This window comes from Pseudoclavibacter chungangensis (assembly GCF_013410545.1).
In the GTDB taxonomy this organism is placed as follows: domain Bacteria; phylum Actinomycetota; class Actinomycetes; order Actinomycetales; family Microbacteriaceae; genus Pseudoclavibacter; species Pseudoclavibacter chungangensis.
On record NZ_JACCFV010000001.1, the window covers coordinates 3,011,405 to 3,025,577 of the forward strand.

General features: G+C 69.8%; 11 protein-coding genes. All 11 read left to right on the top strand.

Annotated features, from left to right (window positions below; all coding sequences use genetic code 11):
* Positions 1–35 precede the first annotated feature (35 nt).
* The 11 genes from HNR16_RS13335 to HNR16_RS13385 all read left to right on the top strand — a co-directional run bounded on the left by HNR16_RS13335 (position 36) and on the right by HNR16_RS13385 (position 14,004).
* On the top strand, positions 36–809 hold the full coding sequence (locus HNR16_RS13335; protein WP_158040671.1) for an IclR family transcriptional regulator: 774 nt from the start codon (positions 36–38) through the stop codon (positions 807–809).
* Between the two features lie 251 nt (positions 810–1,060).
* Entirely contained in the window at positions 1,061–1,402 is a 342-nt protein-coding gene (locus tag HNR16_RS13340) for a bifunctional 3-phenylpropionate/cinnamic acid dioxygenase ferredoxin subunit (protein ID WP_158040670.1), read from the top strand.
* Positions 1,402–2,589 (top strand): NAD(P)/FAD-dependent oxidoreductase, encoded by a 1,188-nt coding sequence (locus HNR16_RS13345; protein WP_158040669.1) that lies wholly within the window; start codon positions 1,402–1,404, stop codon positions 2,587–2,589. Before HNR16_RS13340 ends, HNR16_RS13345 begins: the two co-directional genes overlap by 1 nt.
* Before the next feature lie 423 nt (positions 2,590–3,012).
* Complete coding sequence (locus HNR16_RS13350) at positions 3,013–4,143, top strand: aromatic ring-hydroxylating oxygenase subunit alpha (protein ID WP_158040668.1); 1,131 nt, start codon at positions 3,013–3,015, stop codon at positions 4,141–4,143.
* A gap of 136 nt (positions 4,144–4,279) precedes the next feature.
* Positions 4,280–6,175, top strand: coding sequence for a BCCT family transporter (locus tag HNR16_RS13355; protein ID WP_158040667.1), 1,896 nt, complete (start codon positions 4,280–4,282; stop codon positions 6,173–6,175).
* Positions 6,176–6,387: 212 nt separating this feature from the next.
* Positions 6,388–7,023, top strand: a complete 636-nt coding sequence (locus tag HNR16_RS13360; RefSeq protein ID WP_158040666.1) for a cytosine permease — start codon at positions 6,388–6,390, stop codon at positions 7,021–7,023.
* A gap of 64 nt (positions 7,024–7,087) precedes the next feature.
* Complete coding sequence (locus HNR16_RS13365) at positions 7,088–8,440, top strand: ISL3 family transposase (protein ID WP_179558092.1); 1,353 nt, start codon at positions 7,088–7,090, stop codon at positions 8,438–8,440.
* A gap of 66 nt (positions 8,441–8,506) precedes the next feature.
* Positions 8,507–9,304, top strand: a complete 798-nt coding sequence (locus tag HNR16_RS13370) for a purine-cytosine permease family protein (RefSeq protein ID WP_179558252.1) — start codon at positions 8,507–8,509, stop codon at positions 9,302–9,304.
* Positions 9,301–10,782 (top strand): aldehyde dehydrogenase family protein, encoded by a 1,482-nt coding sequence (locus HNR16_RS13375; RefSeq protein WP_158041071.1) that lies wholly within the window; start codon positions 9,301–9,303, stop codon positions 10,780–10,782. The genes HNR16_RS13370 and HNR16_RS13375 overlap by 4 nt, the downstream gene beginning before the upstream one ends.
* Positions 10,783–10,806: 24 nt before the next feature.
* A complete protein-coding gene (locus HNR16_RS13380) occupies positions 10,807–12,804 on the top strand; it encodes a primary-amine oxidase (protein ID WP_158041070.1) in 1,998 nt (665 codons plus the stop codon).
* A gap of 228 nt (positions 12,805–13,032) precedes the next feature.
* A complete protein-coding gene (locus HNR16_RS13385) occupies positions 13,033–14,004 on the top strand; it encodes a LysR family transcriptional regulator (protein WP_179558253.1) in 972 nt (323 codons plus the stop codon).
* Positions 14,005–14,173 lie beyond the last annotated feature (169 nt).

Consider the following 14,173-nt stretch of genomic DNA (forward strand, 5'->3'; position numbering starts at 1 on the left):
GGGAAACGGCCGATGACCGCCCGTATGATGGTCGGATGGCGGATCAGGGCGGGCAGGACGGGACGGTCCAGTCGGTCGATCGGGCACTCCGCATCCTCGCCCTCCTGTCGACCTCCGACTCGCTCGGCGTCTCGGAGATCTCGCGCGAGCTCGACGTCCATCGTTCGACCGCGTTCCGGCTGCTCGCCACCCTCGAGGCACACGACTACGTCGAGCAGGAATCGCACCGCGGCACCTACCGGCTCGCCTTCGGCGTGCTGCGGCTCTCCCAACAGGTCGCGAGCCGCACCGACCTCGCGAAGGAGGCCCAGGCGACGTGCGACGCCGCGACGGCCGAGGTGAACGAGACGAGCAACGTCGCGATCCTCACACAGGGCATCGCCGTGAACGTCACCCAGACGACGGGCAATCGCTTCGTGTCGGTCTCGCAGCAGTACGTCGGGCAGCAGTCGCCGCTGCATGCGACGTCGACGGGCAAGGTGCTGCTCGCCCACGACCCCGCCGAACTCCGGACGGTGCTCGCGGGCGAACTGACGTCGTTCACGGCGAACACGATCACGGACGCCGACGCACTCGTCGCGCAACTCGACGCGGTGCGCGAACGCGGCTGGTCCTCGGCGGTGCAGGAGTGGGAGCTCGAGATGAACGCCGTCGCGGTGCCCGTGCGCGATCTCTCGGGGCGCGTCGTCGCCGCCCTCGCGGTCACGGCACCGAGCTTCCGCATGCCCGAGAGCGAGTTCCCGGCATTCGCGGACGTGCTCGTGCGGCACGCCCAGCGCCTCAGCGCACGCCTCGGCGCGACGCGCTGACCCCGCGGCGCCCGACGCGTCGCGATCGATCCGGTGCCGAGGGTGGCCCCTGCCGGTTCCGACACGGACGCCCGGCACCAGCTCGAACGACGGTCTGCACGTTCCGTCAGAGGACTCGTGTTTCGGGGACGAAAATTCCTCGCTCGATGTGCGCGCGAACGCTTGACGGAATCTCGCCGAGATCGCATGCTGTTGTTTATTACGACCATAGGTGCGTAATACGCAACAAATCTCGAACAAGGGACAGCCGGATGCTGCGTATCTGCTCACTGAGCGACCTGACCGAGGACGAGGGATTCAGGGTCGAATCCGTCACCCCGCCCGTCGCCGTCTTCCTCACCGCCGACCACGACGTCCACGTCATCGACGACACCTGCACACACCAGAACGCCTCCCTCGCCGAGGGCTGGGTCGAAGACGGCTGCGTCGAGTGTCCGCTCCACACGAGTCGCTTCTCGCTCACGACGGGCGAGGCCGACTCACCACCCGCGAAACTCCCCGTCCGCGTGCACCGCAGCGAGGTCGTCGACGGCGAGGTCTTCGTCGAACTCTCCACCGCGACGCCGAACCTCCCTCCCGGGGCGGTGTTCTGATGGACACCGTCGCGATCGTCGGCGGCGGTCTCGCCGGCTACACCGTCGCGCGCACCCTGCGGGACCGCGGACACACGGGCCGCATCGTCGTGATCGGCTCGGAACACCACCGCCCCTACGACCGGACCCCGCTCAGCAAGGGATACCTCGCGGGCGAACAGGACCACGCGAGCCTCATGTTCGACGCCGACGACGACCCGCTCGACGCCGAGTGGGTGCTCGGCCGCGCGGCCGTCGGACTCGACATCGGTTCCCGCACGCTCTCGCTCGACGACGGTACGTCGCTCGACGCCGACGAGATCGTGATCGCGACGGGCAGCACGCCCGTCCCACTCGCCGGACCGTGCGGCGCCGCATCGGTCTCGGCCGCACACGTGCTCGGCACGATCGAACACGCCGACGGTCTGCGCGGTGCGCTCGTGCCCGGTGCGACGGTCGTCGTCGCGGGCGGCGGGTTCGTCGGCCTCGAAGTGGCCGCCACCGCGCTCACGCTCGGCGCGGCGGCCGTGACCGTCATCACCTCGGACCCCGAACCACTCGCCAGATTCGGGCCCGAGGCGAGCCGGGCGATCCGCCTCCTCCACGAGCGACGCGGCATCCGATTCGTCACGGGCGGCCGCGTCGCGCGCGTCGAGGAGGACGCGGCGGGCACACCGCTCGGCGTGCGACTCACCGACGACACGCTCGTGCCCGGCACCGTCGTCGTCGCCGGTATCGGTTCGTTCCCCAACACCGGCTGGCTCGACGGCAGCGGCCTCGAACTGAGCCCCCGCCGCGCGATCGTGTGCGACACGTCCGGCCGCGCCGCCCCCGGCATCCGCGCCGCGGGCGACTGCGCCGCATGGGCCGGTGACCCGTGCGCGCACTGGACGCTCGCGCAGCAGCAGGCGCAACACATCGCCCTCGACCTCCTCGCGCCGGGCCACACGCCCGCCCACACCGAACAGCCCTATCTGTGGAGCGACCAGCACGGGACGCGCCTGCAGTTCGCCGGCCGACTCCGCGGCGACGAGATCGCGACGCTCGAGGCCGGATCCGTCGAGGGGGGCGACCCGCTCCTCGTTTACCGCGACCGCCTCGGGGCGGAGGTCGCCGTGCTCGGCATCGGCCAGGCGCGAGCGATCACCCGCTGGCGCAAGCTCAACCGCCTCCCCCCGCTCGTCGCGGGCAGCCCGGAACCGGTCTGACCATGGCCCGGCCGACGACGACGTCGGCCGGGCGACGGCTGCCCCGGCGGGCCAGCCCCACATACACACACTGCACTGCACCGCACCGGCCCGCGGTGCCGGGGCCGCCCCGGACACGGCGATCCACCCCACCGGGACACCCACGACCACGCGAACACCTCGCAGGTCCCCGGCGATCTCCTCCCTCGACCCGGCTCACGGGCCGCGGACGACGCCACCAGCGGCGCGGACCACCGGGCACACGCCGACCCGCCGTCCGCCGACCGACATCCACCCACCGATCCCCACCGATCCGAGCCGAGCACGCCGGCCCCGGAACCACGACGACCGCTCCATCCCGTCGAACGACCGCTCCATCCCGTCGAACGACCGCTCCATCCCGTCGAACGACCCGCTCCACGAACCGCACGGAAAGGCCCAGCCATGATCATCGAGCAGCTCGACCAGCCACTCCCCGGCTCCCTCATGCCCACGCTCTCGGGCAACTACTACACCGACCCCGCGATCTTCCACGCCGAGCAGGTCCGCATCTTCGAACGCTCCTGGTTCTGCGTGCTCCACGAGAGCGACATCCCGACGCCCGGCGCCTACAAGCTCGTCCAGGTCGGCCGCGAACAGCTCATCGTCTCGCGCAACCGACGGAAGGAGGTGAGCGCGTTCTTCAACGTCTGTCGCCACCGCGGCATGCGCGTGTGCACGGAGGACGAGGGGACGCGCCGCAACTTCCAGTGCGGCTACCACGCCTGGACCTACGACCTCGACGGCAAGCTCATCGCGGCCCCGAACCTCACGCGCATGCCCGACATCGACCGCGAGGACTACGGCCTGCGCAAGGTGCACGTGCGCGAGTGGCTCGGCTACGTCTGGGTGTGCACGGCCGAGGAGCCGCCGTCGTTCGAAGAGACCGTGCTCGCCGAGGTCGTCGACCGCCTCGGCAACGTCGAGAGCCTCGACAAGTACCGCGTCGAGGACCTCAAGATCGCCAAGCGCATCGCCTACGAGGTGAAGGCGAACTGGAAGCTCATCATCGAGAACTTCATGGAGTGCTACCACTGCGCCACGATCCACCCCGAGCTGACCGAGGTGATCCCCGAGTTCGCCGAGGGGTGGGCGGCGCAGACGAACGTCGGCGAGGGCGCCCACTTCGGGGACGAGATCGAGGGATTCACGGTCGACGGATCGGCGGGCGTCACCGAGCTGCCGCTCATCGACCCGAACCAGGACCGACGCTACTTCGCGATCACGGTGCGCCCGAACGTGTTCATCAACATGGTGCCCGACCACGTCATCATCCACCGGATGTTCCCCACGACCGAACACTCGACCTACGTCGAATGCGACTGGCTGTTCCTGCCGGAGGTCGTCGACGCCGGGATCGACGTGTCGAAGTCGGTCGAGCTGTTCGACCGGGTCAACCTGCAGGACTTCGACGCGTGCGAGAAGACGCAGCCCGCCATGAGCTCCCGCATCTACGACCACGGCGGCGCACTCGTGCCGGCCGAACACCACATCTCGCTGTTCCACGAGTGGCTCGTGACACAGCTCGCCGACTGACCGACCGACGCCCCGATCCCCGTGCCCGCGGACCGACCACCCGCGGACCGGACCGACACGCGACACCACACCCCCTCCCCGCAGCATCCGACCGACCGACACCAGACCGACCCTCCCGAAGGAGATGCGTGCCGCCATGCATGCAGCCGACACCACGAAGAGCCTCTTATCCAAGCTCACGAGCCCCGCCGCGCGGGACCGCGAGGCCCCCGGACGACCGAAGATCGACTGGATCGTCTTCGGCGCCGCCGGCGTCATCGCGATCGCGTTCGTCGTGTGGGGGTTCGTGAGCCCTGCAGGCCTCGGCGAGGTCGCCTCCGGCGCCCTCGGCTGGACCATGGACACGCTCGGGTGGCTGTTCGTCATCGCCGCGACCGTGTTCACCGTGTTCGTCATCGTCGTCGCACTCGGCCGCTTCGGACGCATCCCGCTCGGTCGTGACGACGAGGGCCCGCAGTACCGCACGGTCTCGTGGATCTCGATGATGTTCGCCACGGGAATGGGCATCGGCCTCGTCTTCTACGGCGTCGCCGAACCCCTCTTCTTCTACATCTCGCCGCCGCCCGGCACGGTCGAGGCGCAGAGCCCGGCCGCGATCGGCGTCGCGATGGGACAGACACTGTTCCACTGGACCCTGTTCCCGTGGGCCATGTACGCGATCGTCGGGCTCGGCATGGCGTACGGCACCTACCGGCTCGGCCGCACGCAACTGTTCTCCTCCATGTTCACGTCGCTCTTCGGTGCACGCGTCGTGAACGGCGCCGGCGGGCGCGTCATCAACGTCCTCGCGATCCTCGCGACCCTCTTCGGCTCCGCGTGCTCGCTCGGCCTCGGCGCGCTGCAGATCGGCGGGAGCATCACGTCGACCGGCCTCGCCGCCGTGACGACGCCCGTGCTCATCATCATCATCGCCGTCCTCACGGCCGCGTTCGTCGCCTCCGCCGTCTCCGGCATCGAGCGCGGCATCCAGTGGCTCTCCAACATCAACATGGTGCTCGCCGTCGTGCTCGCCGTCATCGTGTTCCTCGGCGGCCCGACCCTGTTCATCCTCAACGTGCTCCCCGACGCGATCGGGTCGTTCGTGGGCCAGCTGCCGACGATGGCGTCGCGCACGGCCGTCGCGGGCGGCGACGCCATGGCCGAGTGGATGTCGAGCTGGACCGTCTTCTATTGGGCGTGGTGGATCTCGTGGACGCCCTTCGTCGGCCTCTTCATCGCCCGCATCTCCCGCGGACGCACGATCCGGCAGTTCGTGACCGGCGTGCTGTTCGTCCCCTCGATCGTCTCGACGCTCTGGTTCACGATCTTCGGCGGGGGCGCGATCGGGATCCAGCAGCGCGCGGCGGCCGCCGCCGACACGACCTCGCAGCTCACCTCGATCGTCGACGGCGAGCCGACACTCGACTTCGACTCCGTGCTGTTCACGCTGCTCGGCGAGCTGTCGTTCCCGGACTGGTTCGTGTTCGCCCTGACCGTCCTCACGGCGATCCTCATCGCGATCTTCTTCGTGACGGGCGCCGACTCGGCCTCGATCGTCATGGGCGCGCTCAGCGAGGGCGGCTCCGAGGAGCCGAAACGCGGCCTCATCGTCTTCTGGGGCGTCGCGACGGGAGCGGTCGCCGCGGTCATGCTGCTCGCGGGCGGCGACGATCCCTCCGAGGCGCTCAACGGCCTCAAGAACATCACGATCGTGTCCGCCGTCCCGTTCGTCGTCATCATGCTGCTCCTGTGCGTCGCCCTGTGGCGCGACCTGTCGAAGGACCCGCTCGTGATCCGCCGCGACCTCGCACAGCACCTGCTCGACGAGAGCGTCGCGAAGGGCGTCGACGAGCACGGCGGCGAACCGTTCACCCTCAGCACGGTAGAGATCCAGATCATCGACGCCGAGACGGCTGCCGCCGCGAAAGCCTCGCAGGCCCCACCCGAACGGCGACTCGAGACGAAGCCCGCGACGGCGAGTGGTACGGGCCACACCGCCGAGCGACGGGACGCGCCCGCCACCGACGGCGAGGGCCCGCCGACGACGCGCTGAACCGCCCTCTCGTGACGCGGACCGGCCCACGATTCGGGCCGGTCCGCGTCACACGAACGAAACACCCAGTCGCTTCTGTATTCCCCCAGCAGATGCGGCCCATCGACTTCCAGAATTTCCTTCTGCTCCGCCGCTGCCTAACGTCGAAGCAACTCGTTTCGCCGCATCGCCGCCATCGGTGTCGTCGTCCGGCGAAGATCTCTGGAGGCGACATGTCCGACATCACCTCGGCGGCGACGAAACCGGCCGTCCAATTCGAACACCACCACATCCTGCCCATCCCCGAACACGCCAGGAACGGGACGACGAAGTCGCTGTTCGGCATCTGGGTCGGCATCAACATGCTGCCGCTCACCGTCGTGACCGGCGCGATCGCGTCGAGCGCGTTCGGACTCTCGATCGGCTGGAGCATCGTCGCGATCCTCACCGGCAACCTCATCGGCGCGCTCGGCTCGGCCCTGCACGCGTCGCAGGGGCCGCACCTCGGGATCCCCCAGATGCTGCAGGCACGCGCCCAGTTCGGCTACTACGGCGGCTCGATCCTCGCCGTGATCGCCCTGCTCATGTTCCTCGGCTTCTTCGCGAGCATCCTCGTCGTCGCGAAGGACAGCCTGCTCGCCGTGTTCCCCGAGCTGAACCCGACGCTCGTGATCGTCGTGTTCGCGGCCGTCGGCATCGTCATCGCGATCGTCGGCTACGACCTGCTGCAGAAGGCGATGGCGATCCTCTCGACGATCATCGCGATCTCCGTCGCGGTCGCGATGGTCGGCATGCTGCTCAACACCGACTTCACGGGCTCTGCGCATTCTGGGTGGGGTGAGGCGCTCGGGCGTGGCGTGACGGGGTGAGGTGGGTCGAGGCCCGGAGGATCGGTAGCGACCAAGCAACCTGTTCGTCCGGAGACCTCGACCCGTGCCTGATGCTACGCGCTGCGCCGCCGCGCGCCCATGTTCTGCTGTCTACTGTGATCGCTGCGACCTGCTCGTCGGACTCGACGGGCTCCGGGTGGCCGGGGTCGAGCGTCGCGGCGATGGCGTGCTCGTGATCGATGCCGAGTCGCCGCCGGGTCCGGTCGGCTGCCCTGAGTGCGGAGTGGTCGCGGAGTCGGCGGGACGGAAGGTGCTCGTTCTGACGGACGCCCCGATGGGCGGGACTCCGGTTCGGGTCCGGTGGCGCAAGCGCCGCTGGCGGTGTCGCCAGGACGGGTGCGGGGTGCGCTCATTCACGGAGCAGAACCCGACCGTCGCGGCGGCCAACAAAGCGCTGACGGCTCGCGCGGTGGCGTGGGCGGTGGCGCAGATGCGCCGCGAGAACGCGTCAGTGCGCGGTGTCGCTCGGCAGCTGCGCGTCGCGTGGCGCACGGTCTGGACGCACGTGGAGGCCGAGTTGCAGCGCCGCGAGCAGGACCCTGGCCGGTTCGATGGCGTAGAAGTGCTCGGCGTGGACGAGCACCTGTGGCATCACGTGTCCACGAAGCCCGTCGCCGACGGCGGGCGCGGTCCGAAGGAGCTGACCGGGATGGTCGACCTGACCCGAGACGCCACGGGACGCGTGCGGGCGCGACTGCTGGACCTGGTGCCAGGTCGATCCTCGAAGGCGTACGCAGACTGGATCAAGGAGCGGGACGAACAGTTCCGTGCCGGGGTGAAGATCGCAGCTCTTGACCCGTTCGCCGGCTACAAGAAGGCCCTCGACGACGAACTCGACGACGCGACCGCGGTGCTGGACGCGTTCCACGTCGTCAAGCTCGGCACCGCCGCGGTTGATGACGTCCGTCGCCGCGTCCAGCAAGACACCCTCGGCCATCGCGGCTGCAAGGGAGATCCGCTCTACGGGATCCGCAACATCCTCCGCGCCGGACGGGAGCGCCTCACCGACAGGCAGCGGTCCCGGCTCGACGCGGCGTTCGCGACGAGGGAGGAGCACGTTGAAGTTGAAGTCGCCTGGCACGCCGCCCAGCAGCTCCGCGACGCCTACCGGCACCCCAACCTGGTCGAAGGGCACAAGATCGCCGAGAAGGTTCTCGAATCGTTCCCGTCCTGCCCGATCCCCGAAATCGCCCGCCTCGGCCGCACCCTCACCCAGTGGCGAGCCGCGTTCCTGGCCTACTGGGCGACAGGACGCTCATCCAACGGCGGCACCGAGGCCGTGAATGGGCTCATCGAACTCGCCCGCCGGATCGCCCGCGGCTTCACCAACTACGACAACTACCGGCTCCGCATGCTCCTGATCGCCGGCGGACTTGACCCCCTCACCCCCACCTAGAATGCGCAGAGCCACTTCACGGCGACCTCGGCCGAGCGCGGCTTCACCGTCGAAGGCTTCTTCGGCATGCTCGCGATCGGCATCGTGTGGCAGCTCGCCTACGCGCCCTACGTGTCGGACTACTCGCGCTACCTGCCGAGCTCGACCGGCCCGCGCAGCGCGTTCGTCGCCACCTACGGCGGGCTCGTGCTCTCGAGCGTCGTCGTCATGATCCTCGGCGTGCTCCTCGGCGCAGCCGACCCCACCGACCCGCTCGGCGCCCTCCAATCGCACCTCGGCGCCGTCGGGATCGTGATCCTGCTCGCCTTCGCGTTCAGCGCCGCGATGATCAACGCCGCCGAGCTGTACTCCGGCGTCATGTGCGCGCTCACGGCCGTCCAGTCGTCGGCCCCGAAACGCCCCATGACGACCCGCACCCGCATCGTGACGACCGTCGTGTGCGGCATCATCGCGACCGCGGGCGCGCTGTTCGGCGAGAGCGACTTCATGAGCATGTTCCAGGCGTTCGTGACGCTCCTGCTCTACGTGCTCATCCCGTGGTCCGCGATCAACCTCGTCGACTACTTCATCATCCGCAAGGGCAGCTACGACCTCGAGGCGCTCTACGACCCGAAGGGCGTCTACGGCGGCTGGAACGCCGTCGGCCTCGCCACCTACGCCGTGGGCCTCGTCGTGCAGGTGCCGTTCATGGTCGCGCCCATCCAGGGCGTGTTCGCGGAGTCGCTCGGCATGGTCGACATCGCCTGGGTCGTCGGATTCGTCGTCTCGGCCGGCCTCTACCTCCTCCTCACCCGACTGTTCCCCGGCGCGCGCCGGGCCGACGAGACCACGACGACCGCCTCGACGACGGAGCCCACCCGATGACCGACACCACCTGGACCGAGCGCGCCGCGCTCCTGCACCCCGACGGACGTCTGCTGATCGACGGCCACCGCCGCGACGCCGCCGACGGTGGCACCACGGCGAGCGTGAACCCCGCGACCGCGAGCGAGTTCGCCCGCATCGCGACCGGCACGACCGCCGACGTCGACGAGGCGGTCACGATCGCGCGCGCCTCGTTCGAGCGCGGCGAGTGGTCTCGCATCGGTGCCGCCGAGCGCGGTGCCGTGCTCACCGCGTGGGCCGCCCTCGTGGACGCCCACGCGGAGGAACTCGCCCTCCTCGAGACGCTCGACATGGGCAAGCCGATCCGCGAGTCCCGCACGATCGACGCCCCCGGTGCCGCGGCGACGATCCGTTGGTACGGCGAGCTGTGCGACAAGCTCGCCGACGAGGTGCCCGCGACGCCCGCGGGCTCGACCGCGATCGTCTCCCGCGCACCGCTCGGCGTCGTCGCCGCGATCGTGCCGTGGAACTATCCCATGGAGATCGCGACGTGGAAGATCGCCCCCGCGCTCGCGGCCGGGAACAGCGTCGTCCTCAAGCCCGCGATGGAATCCTCCCTCAGCGCCCTCCGGCTCGCCGAGCTCGCGTTCGAGGCCGGACTCCCGACCGGGGCCCTGCAGGTCGTGACCGGCTCCGGCCGCGTCGTCGGCGACCGGCTCGCACGGCACGCCGACGTCGACTGCCTCACCTTCACGGGCTCGACCGCCGTCGCGAAGGGCCTGCTCGTCGCGGCAGGCGAATCGAACATGAAGCGGCTGAGCCTCGAGGCGGGCGGCAAGAGCGCGAACCTCGTGTTCGCCGACGTCGACGACCTCGAGCTCGCGGCGCGAAAGGCCGCGTTCGGCGCCTACTACAACCAGGGCGAGGTGTGCTCGGCGAACTCGCGCATCTACGTCGAGCGCGCCGTGTTCGACGACTTCCTCGCCGCGTTCGAGTCGGCCGCGCGGGACTACCTGCCCGGCGACCCGCTCGACGAGACGAGCGGGACGGGCGCGCTCGTGAACGCGGCACACGCCGACGCGATCGAGCGTGCCGTGACGACGCGCGGTGCGGGCCGGATCGCGTTCGGCGGCGAACGGCCGAGCATCGGCGGATCCGACGCGTTCTACACGCCGACCGCGGTCACGGGCATCGACGACGACCACCCGCTCGTCGTCGAGGAACTGTTCGGCCCCGTCGCCGTCGTGCTGCCGTTCGACGGCGAGGACGAGGCGATCGCACGCGCGAACGACACCCGCTACGGGCTCGCCGCGTCCGTCTGGACCGGCAGCCTCGCCCGCGCGCACCGCGTCTCGTCACGCCTCGTGGCCGGCACCGTGTCGGTCAACACGGTCGACGCCCTCGGCCTCACGACGCCGTTCGGCGGATTCCGCGAGTCGGGCTTCGGCCGCGACCTCTCGGCGCACGCGCTCGACAACTACGTCGGACTCAAGACCACCTGGTTCCAGCACGGCTGACCGGACGACTCGAAGGAGCAGTCGATGACCACCACCACACCACACACCACCGGCAAGCGCGTCACGCACCTCGACGAGGCCGACCACCCGCTCGCACCGCTCACGGCCGACGAGATCGCGCGCGGACGGGCCGTGATCGCCGACGCCGGCCTGCTGAGCGAGCACAGCCGGTTCCCGTCGGTCATGCCGATCGAACCGCCCAAGGACGTCGTGCGCGCCTGGACACCGGGCGCCCCCATGCATCGTGTCGCCGAATTCGTCGTGCTCGACGTCTCGACGGGACGCTCCGTCGAGATCGACGTCGACCTCGACGCGCGACGCGTCGCGGCGACCCGCGAGCTCGCGACGACGACCGCACCCTACGGGCAGCCAGCCTACCTCCAGGAGGAGTACGAGCTCGCGCAGGAGATCGCGACCGCCGACCCGCGCTGGATCGCCGCGATGGAGCGCCGCGGACTCGGCGACCGCATCGACCAGGTCTTCTGCTCGCCGCTCGCGCCCGGCAACTTCGGCTACGAGGACGAGGTCGGGCGACGCATCATCCGCTCGCTCACCTTCCTCCGCGACCACCCCGACGACGTCGCATGGGCCCACCCGGTCGAGGGCCTGCTCGTCACGATCGACCTCACGGAACGGCGCGTCATCAGCGTGCGCGACGAGGGCGACGTGCCCGTCGCCGCCGGATCCGGACGCTACGACACCGACGCGGTCGGCCCCGCCCGGACGACGCTCAAGCCCATCGAGATCACCCAGCCCGAAGGCCCCAGCTTCACGGTCGAGGACGGCGCCGTGTCGTGGGAGAACTGGCGCTTCCGCGTCGGCTTCAACGCGCGCGAAGGTCTCGTCATCCACGAGCTCGGTTGGGACGACGGTGAACGCGTGCGCCCCATCATGTACCGCGGCTCGATCGCCGAGATGCTCGTCCCCTACGGCGACACGTCCGCGAACCGGTACTGGATCAGCTACTTCGACGCCGGCGAGTACTACCTCGGCCGCAGCGCGAACACGCTCGCCCTCGGCTGCGACTGCCTCGGCGTCATCCACTACTTCGACGGCATGAGCCACGACGACAACGGCAACCCGCTGCGCATCCCGCAGGCGATCTGCATGCACGAGGAGGACGCCTCGATCCTCTGGAAGCACACCGAGTTCGGCTACGGCACCGACGTGCGCCGCCAGCGGCGCCTCGTGATCTCGTTCATCGCGACGATCGGCAACTACGACTATGGCTTCTACTGGCACCTCTACCTCGACGGCACGATCGAGGTCGAGGCCAAGGCGACCGGACTCGTCTTCAACGGCTCCGGCATCCCCGGAACCGACGAGCCGCACCGACTCGAGATCGCGCCCGGACTGTTCGCACCCGTGCACCAGCACCTGTTCTGCGCCCGCATGGACCTCGAGATCGACGGCGAACGCAACGCGGTCGACCAGATCGACGTGCAGCGCATCCCGATGGGCGAACGCAACCCCTACGGCAACGCGTTCACGTGGGAACGCACGCGCGTCGAGACCGAGGGCGGCCTCGACGCCGCCCCCGAGCTGCGCCGCACGTGGCAGATCGTGTCCACCGACCGCACGAACGCCCTCGGGCGCCCGACCGGCTACGAACTCATCGGCGAAGGCTGGCCGACGATGCTCGCCGACCCCGCCTCGGCCGTGTGGGCACGCGCGAGCTTCACCCACCACCACACGTGGGTGACGCGCTTCCACGACGAGGAACGCTGGCCCGCGGGCAAGTACCCGAACCAGCACGCCGGCGGGGCGGGTCTCTCCGCCTACGTCGCCGACGGCGAATCCGTCGACGGCGAGGACCTCGTCGTCTGGCACACCTTCGGGCCGACGCACCTGCCGCGCCCCGAGGACTTCCCGATCATGCCCGTCGACCAGTACCGGTTCCAGCTCAAGCCCAACGGATTCTTCGACCGGAACCCGACGCTCGACGTCCCCGAGTGGAGCTCCTCCGAGGGGCACTGCTGCGCGAGCGAGCGGCCCCGCCGCTACGGGGTCGAGCAGGGTTGAGGCACGAGGCACCGACGCCCGCGACGCGCGAGGGGGCGGGATCCGATGATCCCGCCCCTCGTTCGGTTCCGTCGTGTCCGACGACGTGCCGTTCAGTCGCATCCCGTTCGATCGCATCCCGTTGGGTCGCATCCCGTTCGGTCGCGATCCGTTCGATCGACACACGCCGGTTCACGTGGACGAAACACGATTCACATCGGTGAAACAGATACCGTCGATGATCTGCATATGCCAATGCAGATCACCGACATCTCGCTGAACCAGCTCCGCTACTTCGTGCGCACCGCCGAACTGCAGAGCATGAGCCGCGCGGCGGAATCCCTCTTCGTCGCCCAGTCGGCGATCTCGACCTCCGTCGGCAACCTCGAACGGTCCCTCGGCGTGCAACTGCTCGTCCGGCACCGCTCGAAGGGCACGACCCTCACGCGCGAGGGTGCCGAATTCTTCCGCCGAGCCCGCGCGATCCTCCTCGATCTCGAGGACGCGACCGACGTGATCCGCCCCGACGCCCTTCGCGGACAATACGTCGTCGGCTGCTTCCCGACCCTCGTGCCGTTCTGGATGCCGAGCGTGTGCGACGGCCTCACGATCCGGCACCCCCAGCTGCAGGCACGCGTCGTCGAAGTGCGTCCCCACGACATCGACGCCGTACTGCACGACCGCGAACTCGAGTTCGTGCTCACCTACGACTACGCCGTCCCGGCCGGCGTCGACTTCACGCCCGTCGCGACGGCACCGCTGCACGCGATCGTCGCGGAACACCACCCGCTCGCGAACGCCGACGCCGTCTCGCTCGCCGAACTCAGCCGCGATCCGTTCATCCTGCTCGACCTCCCGAGTACCGGCGAGTACTTCCTCGAGACGCTCGCGAGCGTCGGGGCCGCCCCCGCCGTCACACACCGGTTCGGGAACTACGAGGCCGTGCGCGCCATGGTCGCGCGCGGCCACGGCTTCTCGCTGCTCAACCAGGCACCGCAGCACGACCTCGCCTACAACGGACTCGGCGTGCGGAGCCTCGAGCTCACCGACGATCTCCCCGACCTGTGCATCGGCATCGCGCACCTCGGCGACCGCGGCCTCAGCCGCAAGGCGCGCGCCGTCATCGACGAGTGCCGCCGCTACGCGCTCGAATCCCGCGCGACGCCGATCACGCGGCCGAGCCACTCGCAGGCCGCGCCCGTGCCCGTCAGGGCCGCCTGAGTCGCGCGGCGGGGCCCGGCCCCGAGCGTCGCCGCGCGCGTGCCGGTCGTGGCGCGACGAGACGTGTCACGCGCGTGCTTCCACGCACGGGATCGGAGCGTGGGGACCGTCCCGAGTCCCATGACGACATGCGATGCGCCCGCATCGAGCGCATCCAACGAGATGATCC

Bases quoted from the DNA above. Each gene is read 5' to 3' on its own strand.
- HNR16_RS13335 (WP_158040671.1), top strand. From the start codon at position 36: ATGGCGGATCAGGGCGGGCAGGACGGGACGGTCCAGTCGGTCGATCGG.
- HNR16_RS13340 (WP_158040670.1), top strand. From the start codon at position 1,061: ATGCTGCGTATCTGCTCACTGAGCGACCTGACCGAGGACGAGGGATTC.
- HNR16_RS13345 (WP_158040669.1), top strand. From the start codon at position 1,402: ATGGACACCGTCGCGATCGTCGGCGGCGGTCTCGCCGGCTACACCGTC.
- HNR16_RS13350 (WP_158040668.1), top strand. From the start codon at position 3,013: ATGATCATCGAGCAGCTCGACCAGCCACTCCCCGGCTCCCTCATGCCC.
- HNR16_RS13355 (WP_158040667.1), top strand. From the start codon at position 4,280: ATGCATGCAGCCGACACCACGAAGAGCCTCTTATCCAAGCTCACGAGC.
- HNR16_RS13360 (WP_158040666.1), top strand. From the start codon at position 6,388: ATGTCCGACATCACCTCGGCGGCGACGAAACCGGCCGTCCAATTCGAA.
- HNR16_RS13370 (WP_179558252.1), top strand. From the start codon at position 8,507: ATGCTCGCGATCGGCATCGTGTGGCAGCTCGCCTACGCGCCCTACGTG.
- HNR16_RS13375 (WP_158041071.1), top strand. From the start codon at position 9,301: ATGACCGACACCACCTGGACCGAGCGCGCCGCGCTCCTGCACCCCGAC.
- HNR16_RS13380 (WP_158041070.1), top strand. From the start codon at position 10,807: ATGACCACCACCACACCACACACCACCGGCAAGCGCGTCACGCACCTC.
- HNR16_RS13385 (WP_179558253.1), top strand. From the start codon at position 13,033: ATGCCAATGCAGATCACCGACATCTCGCTGAACCAGCTCCGCTACTTC.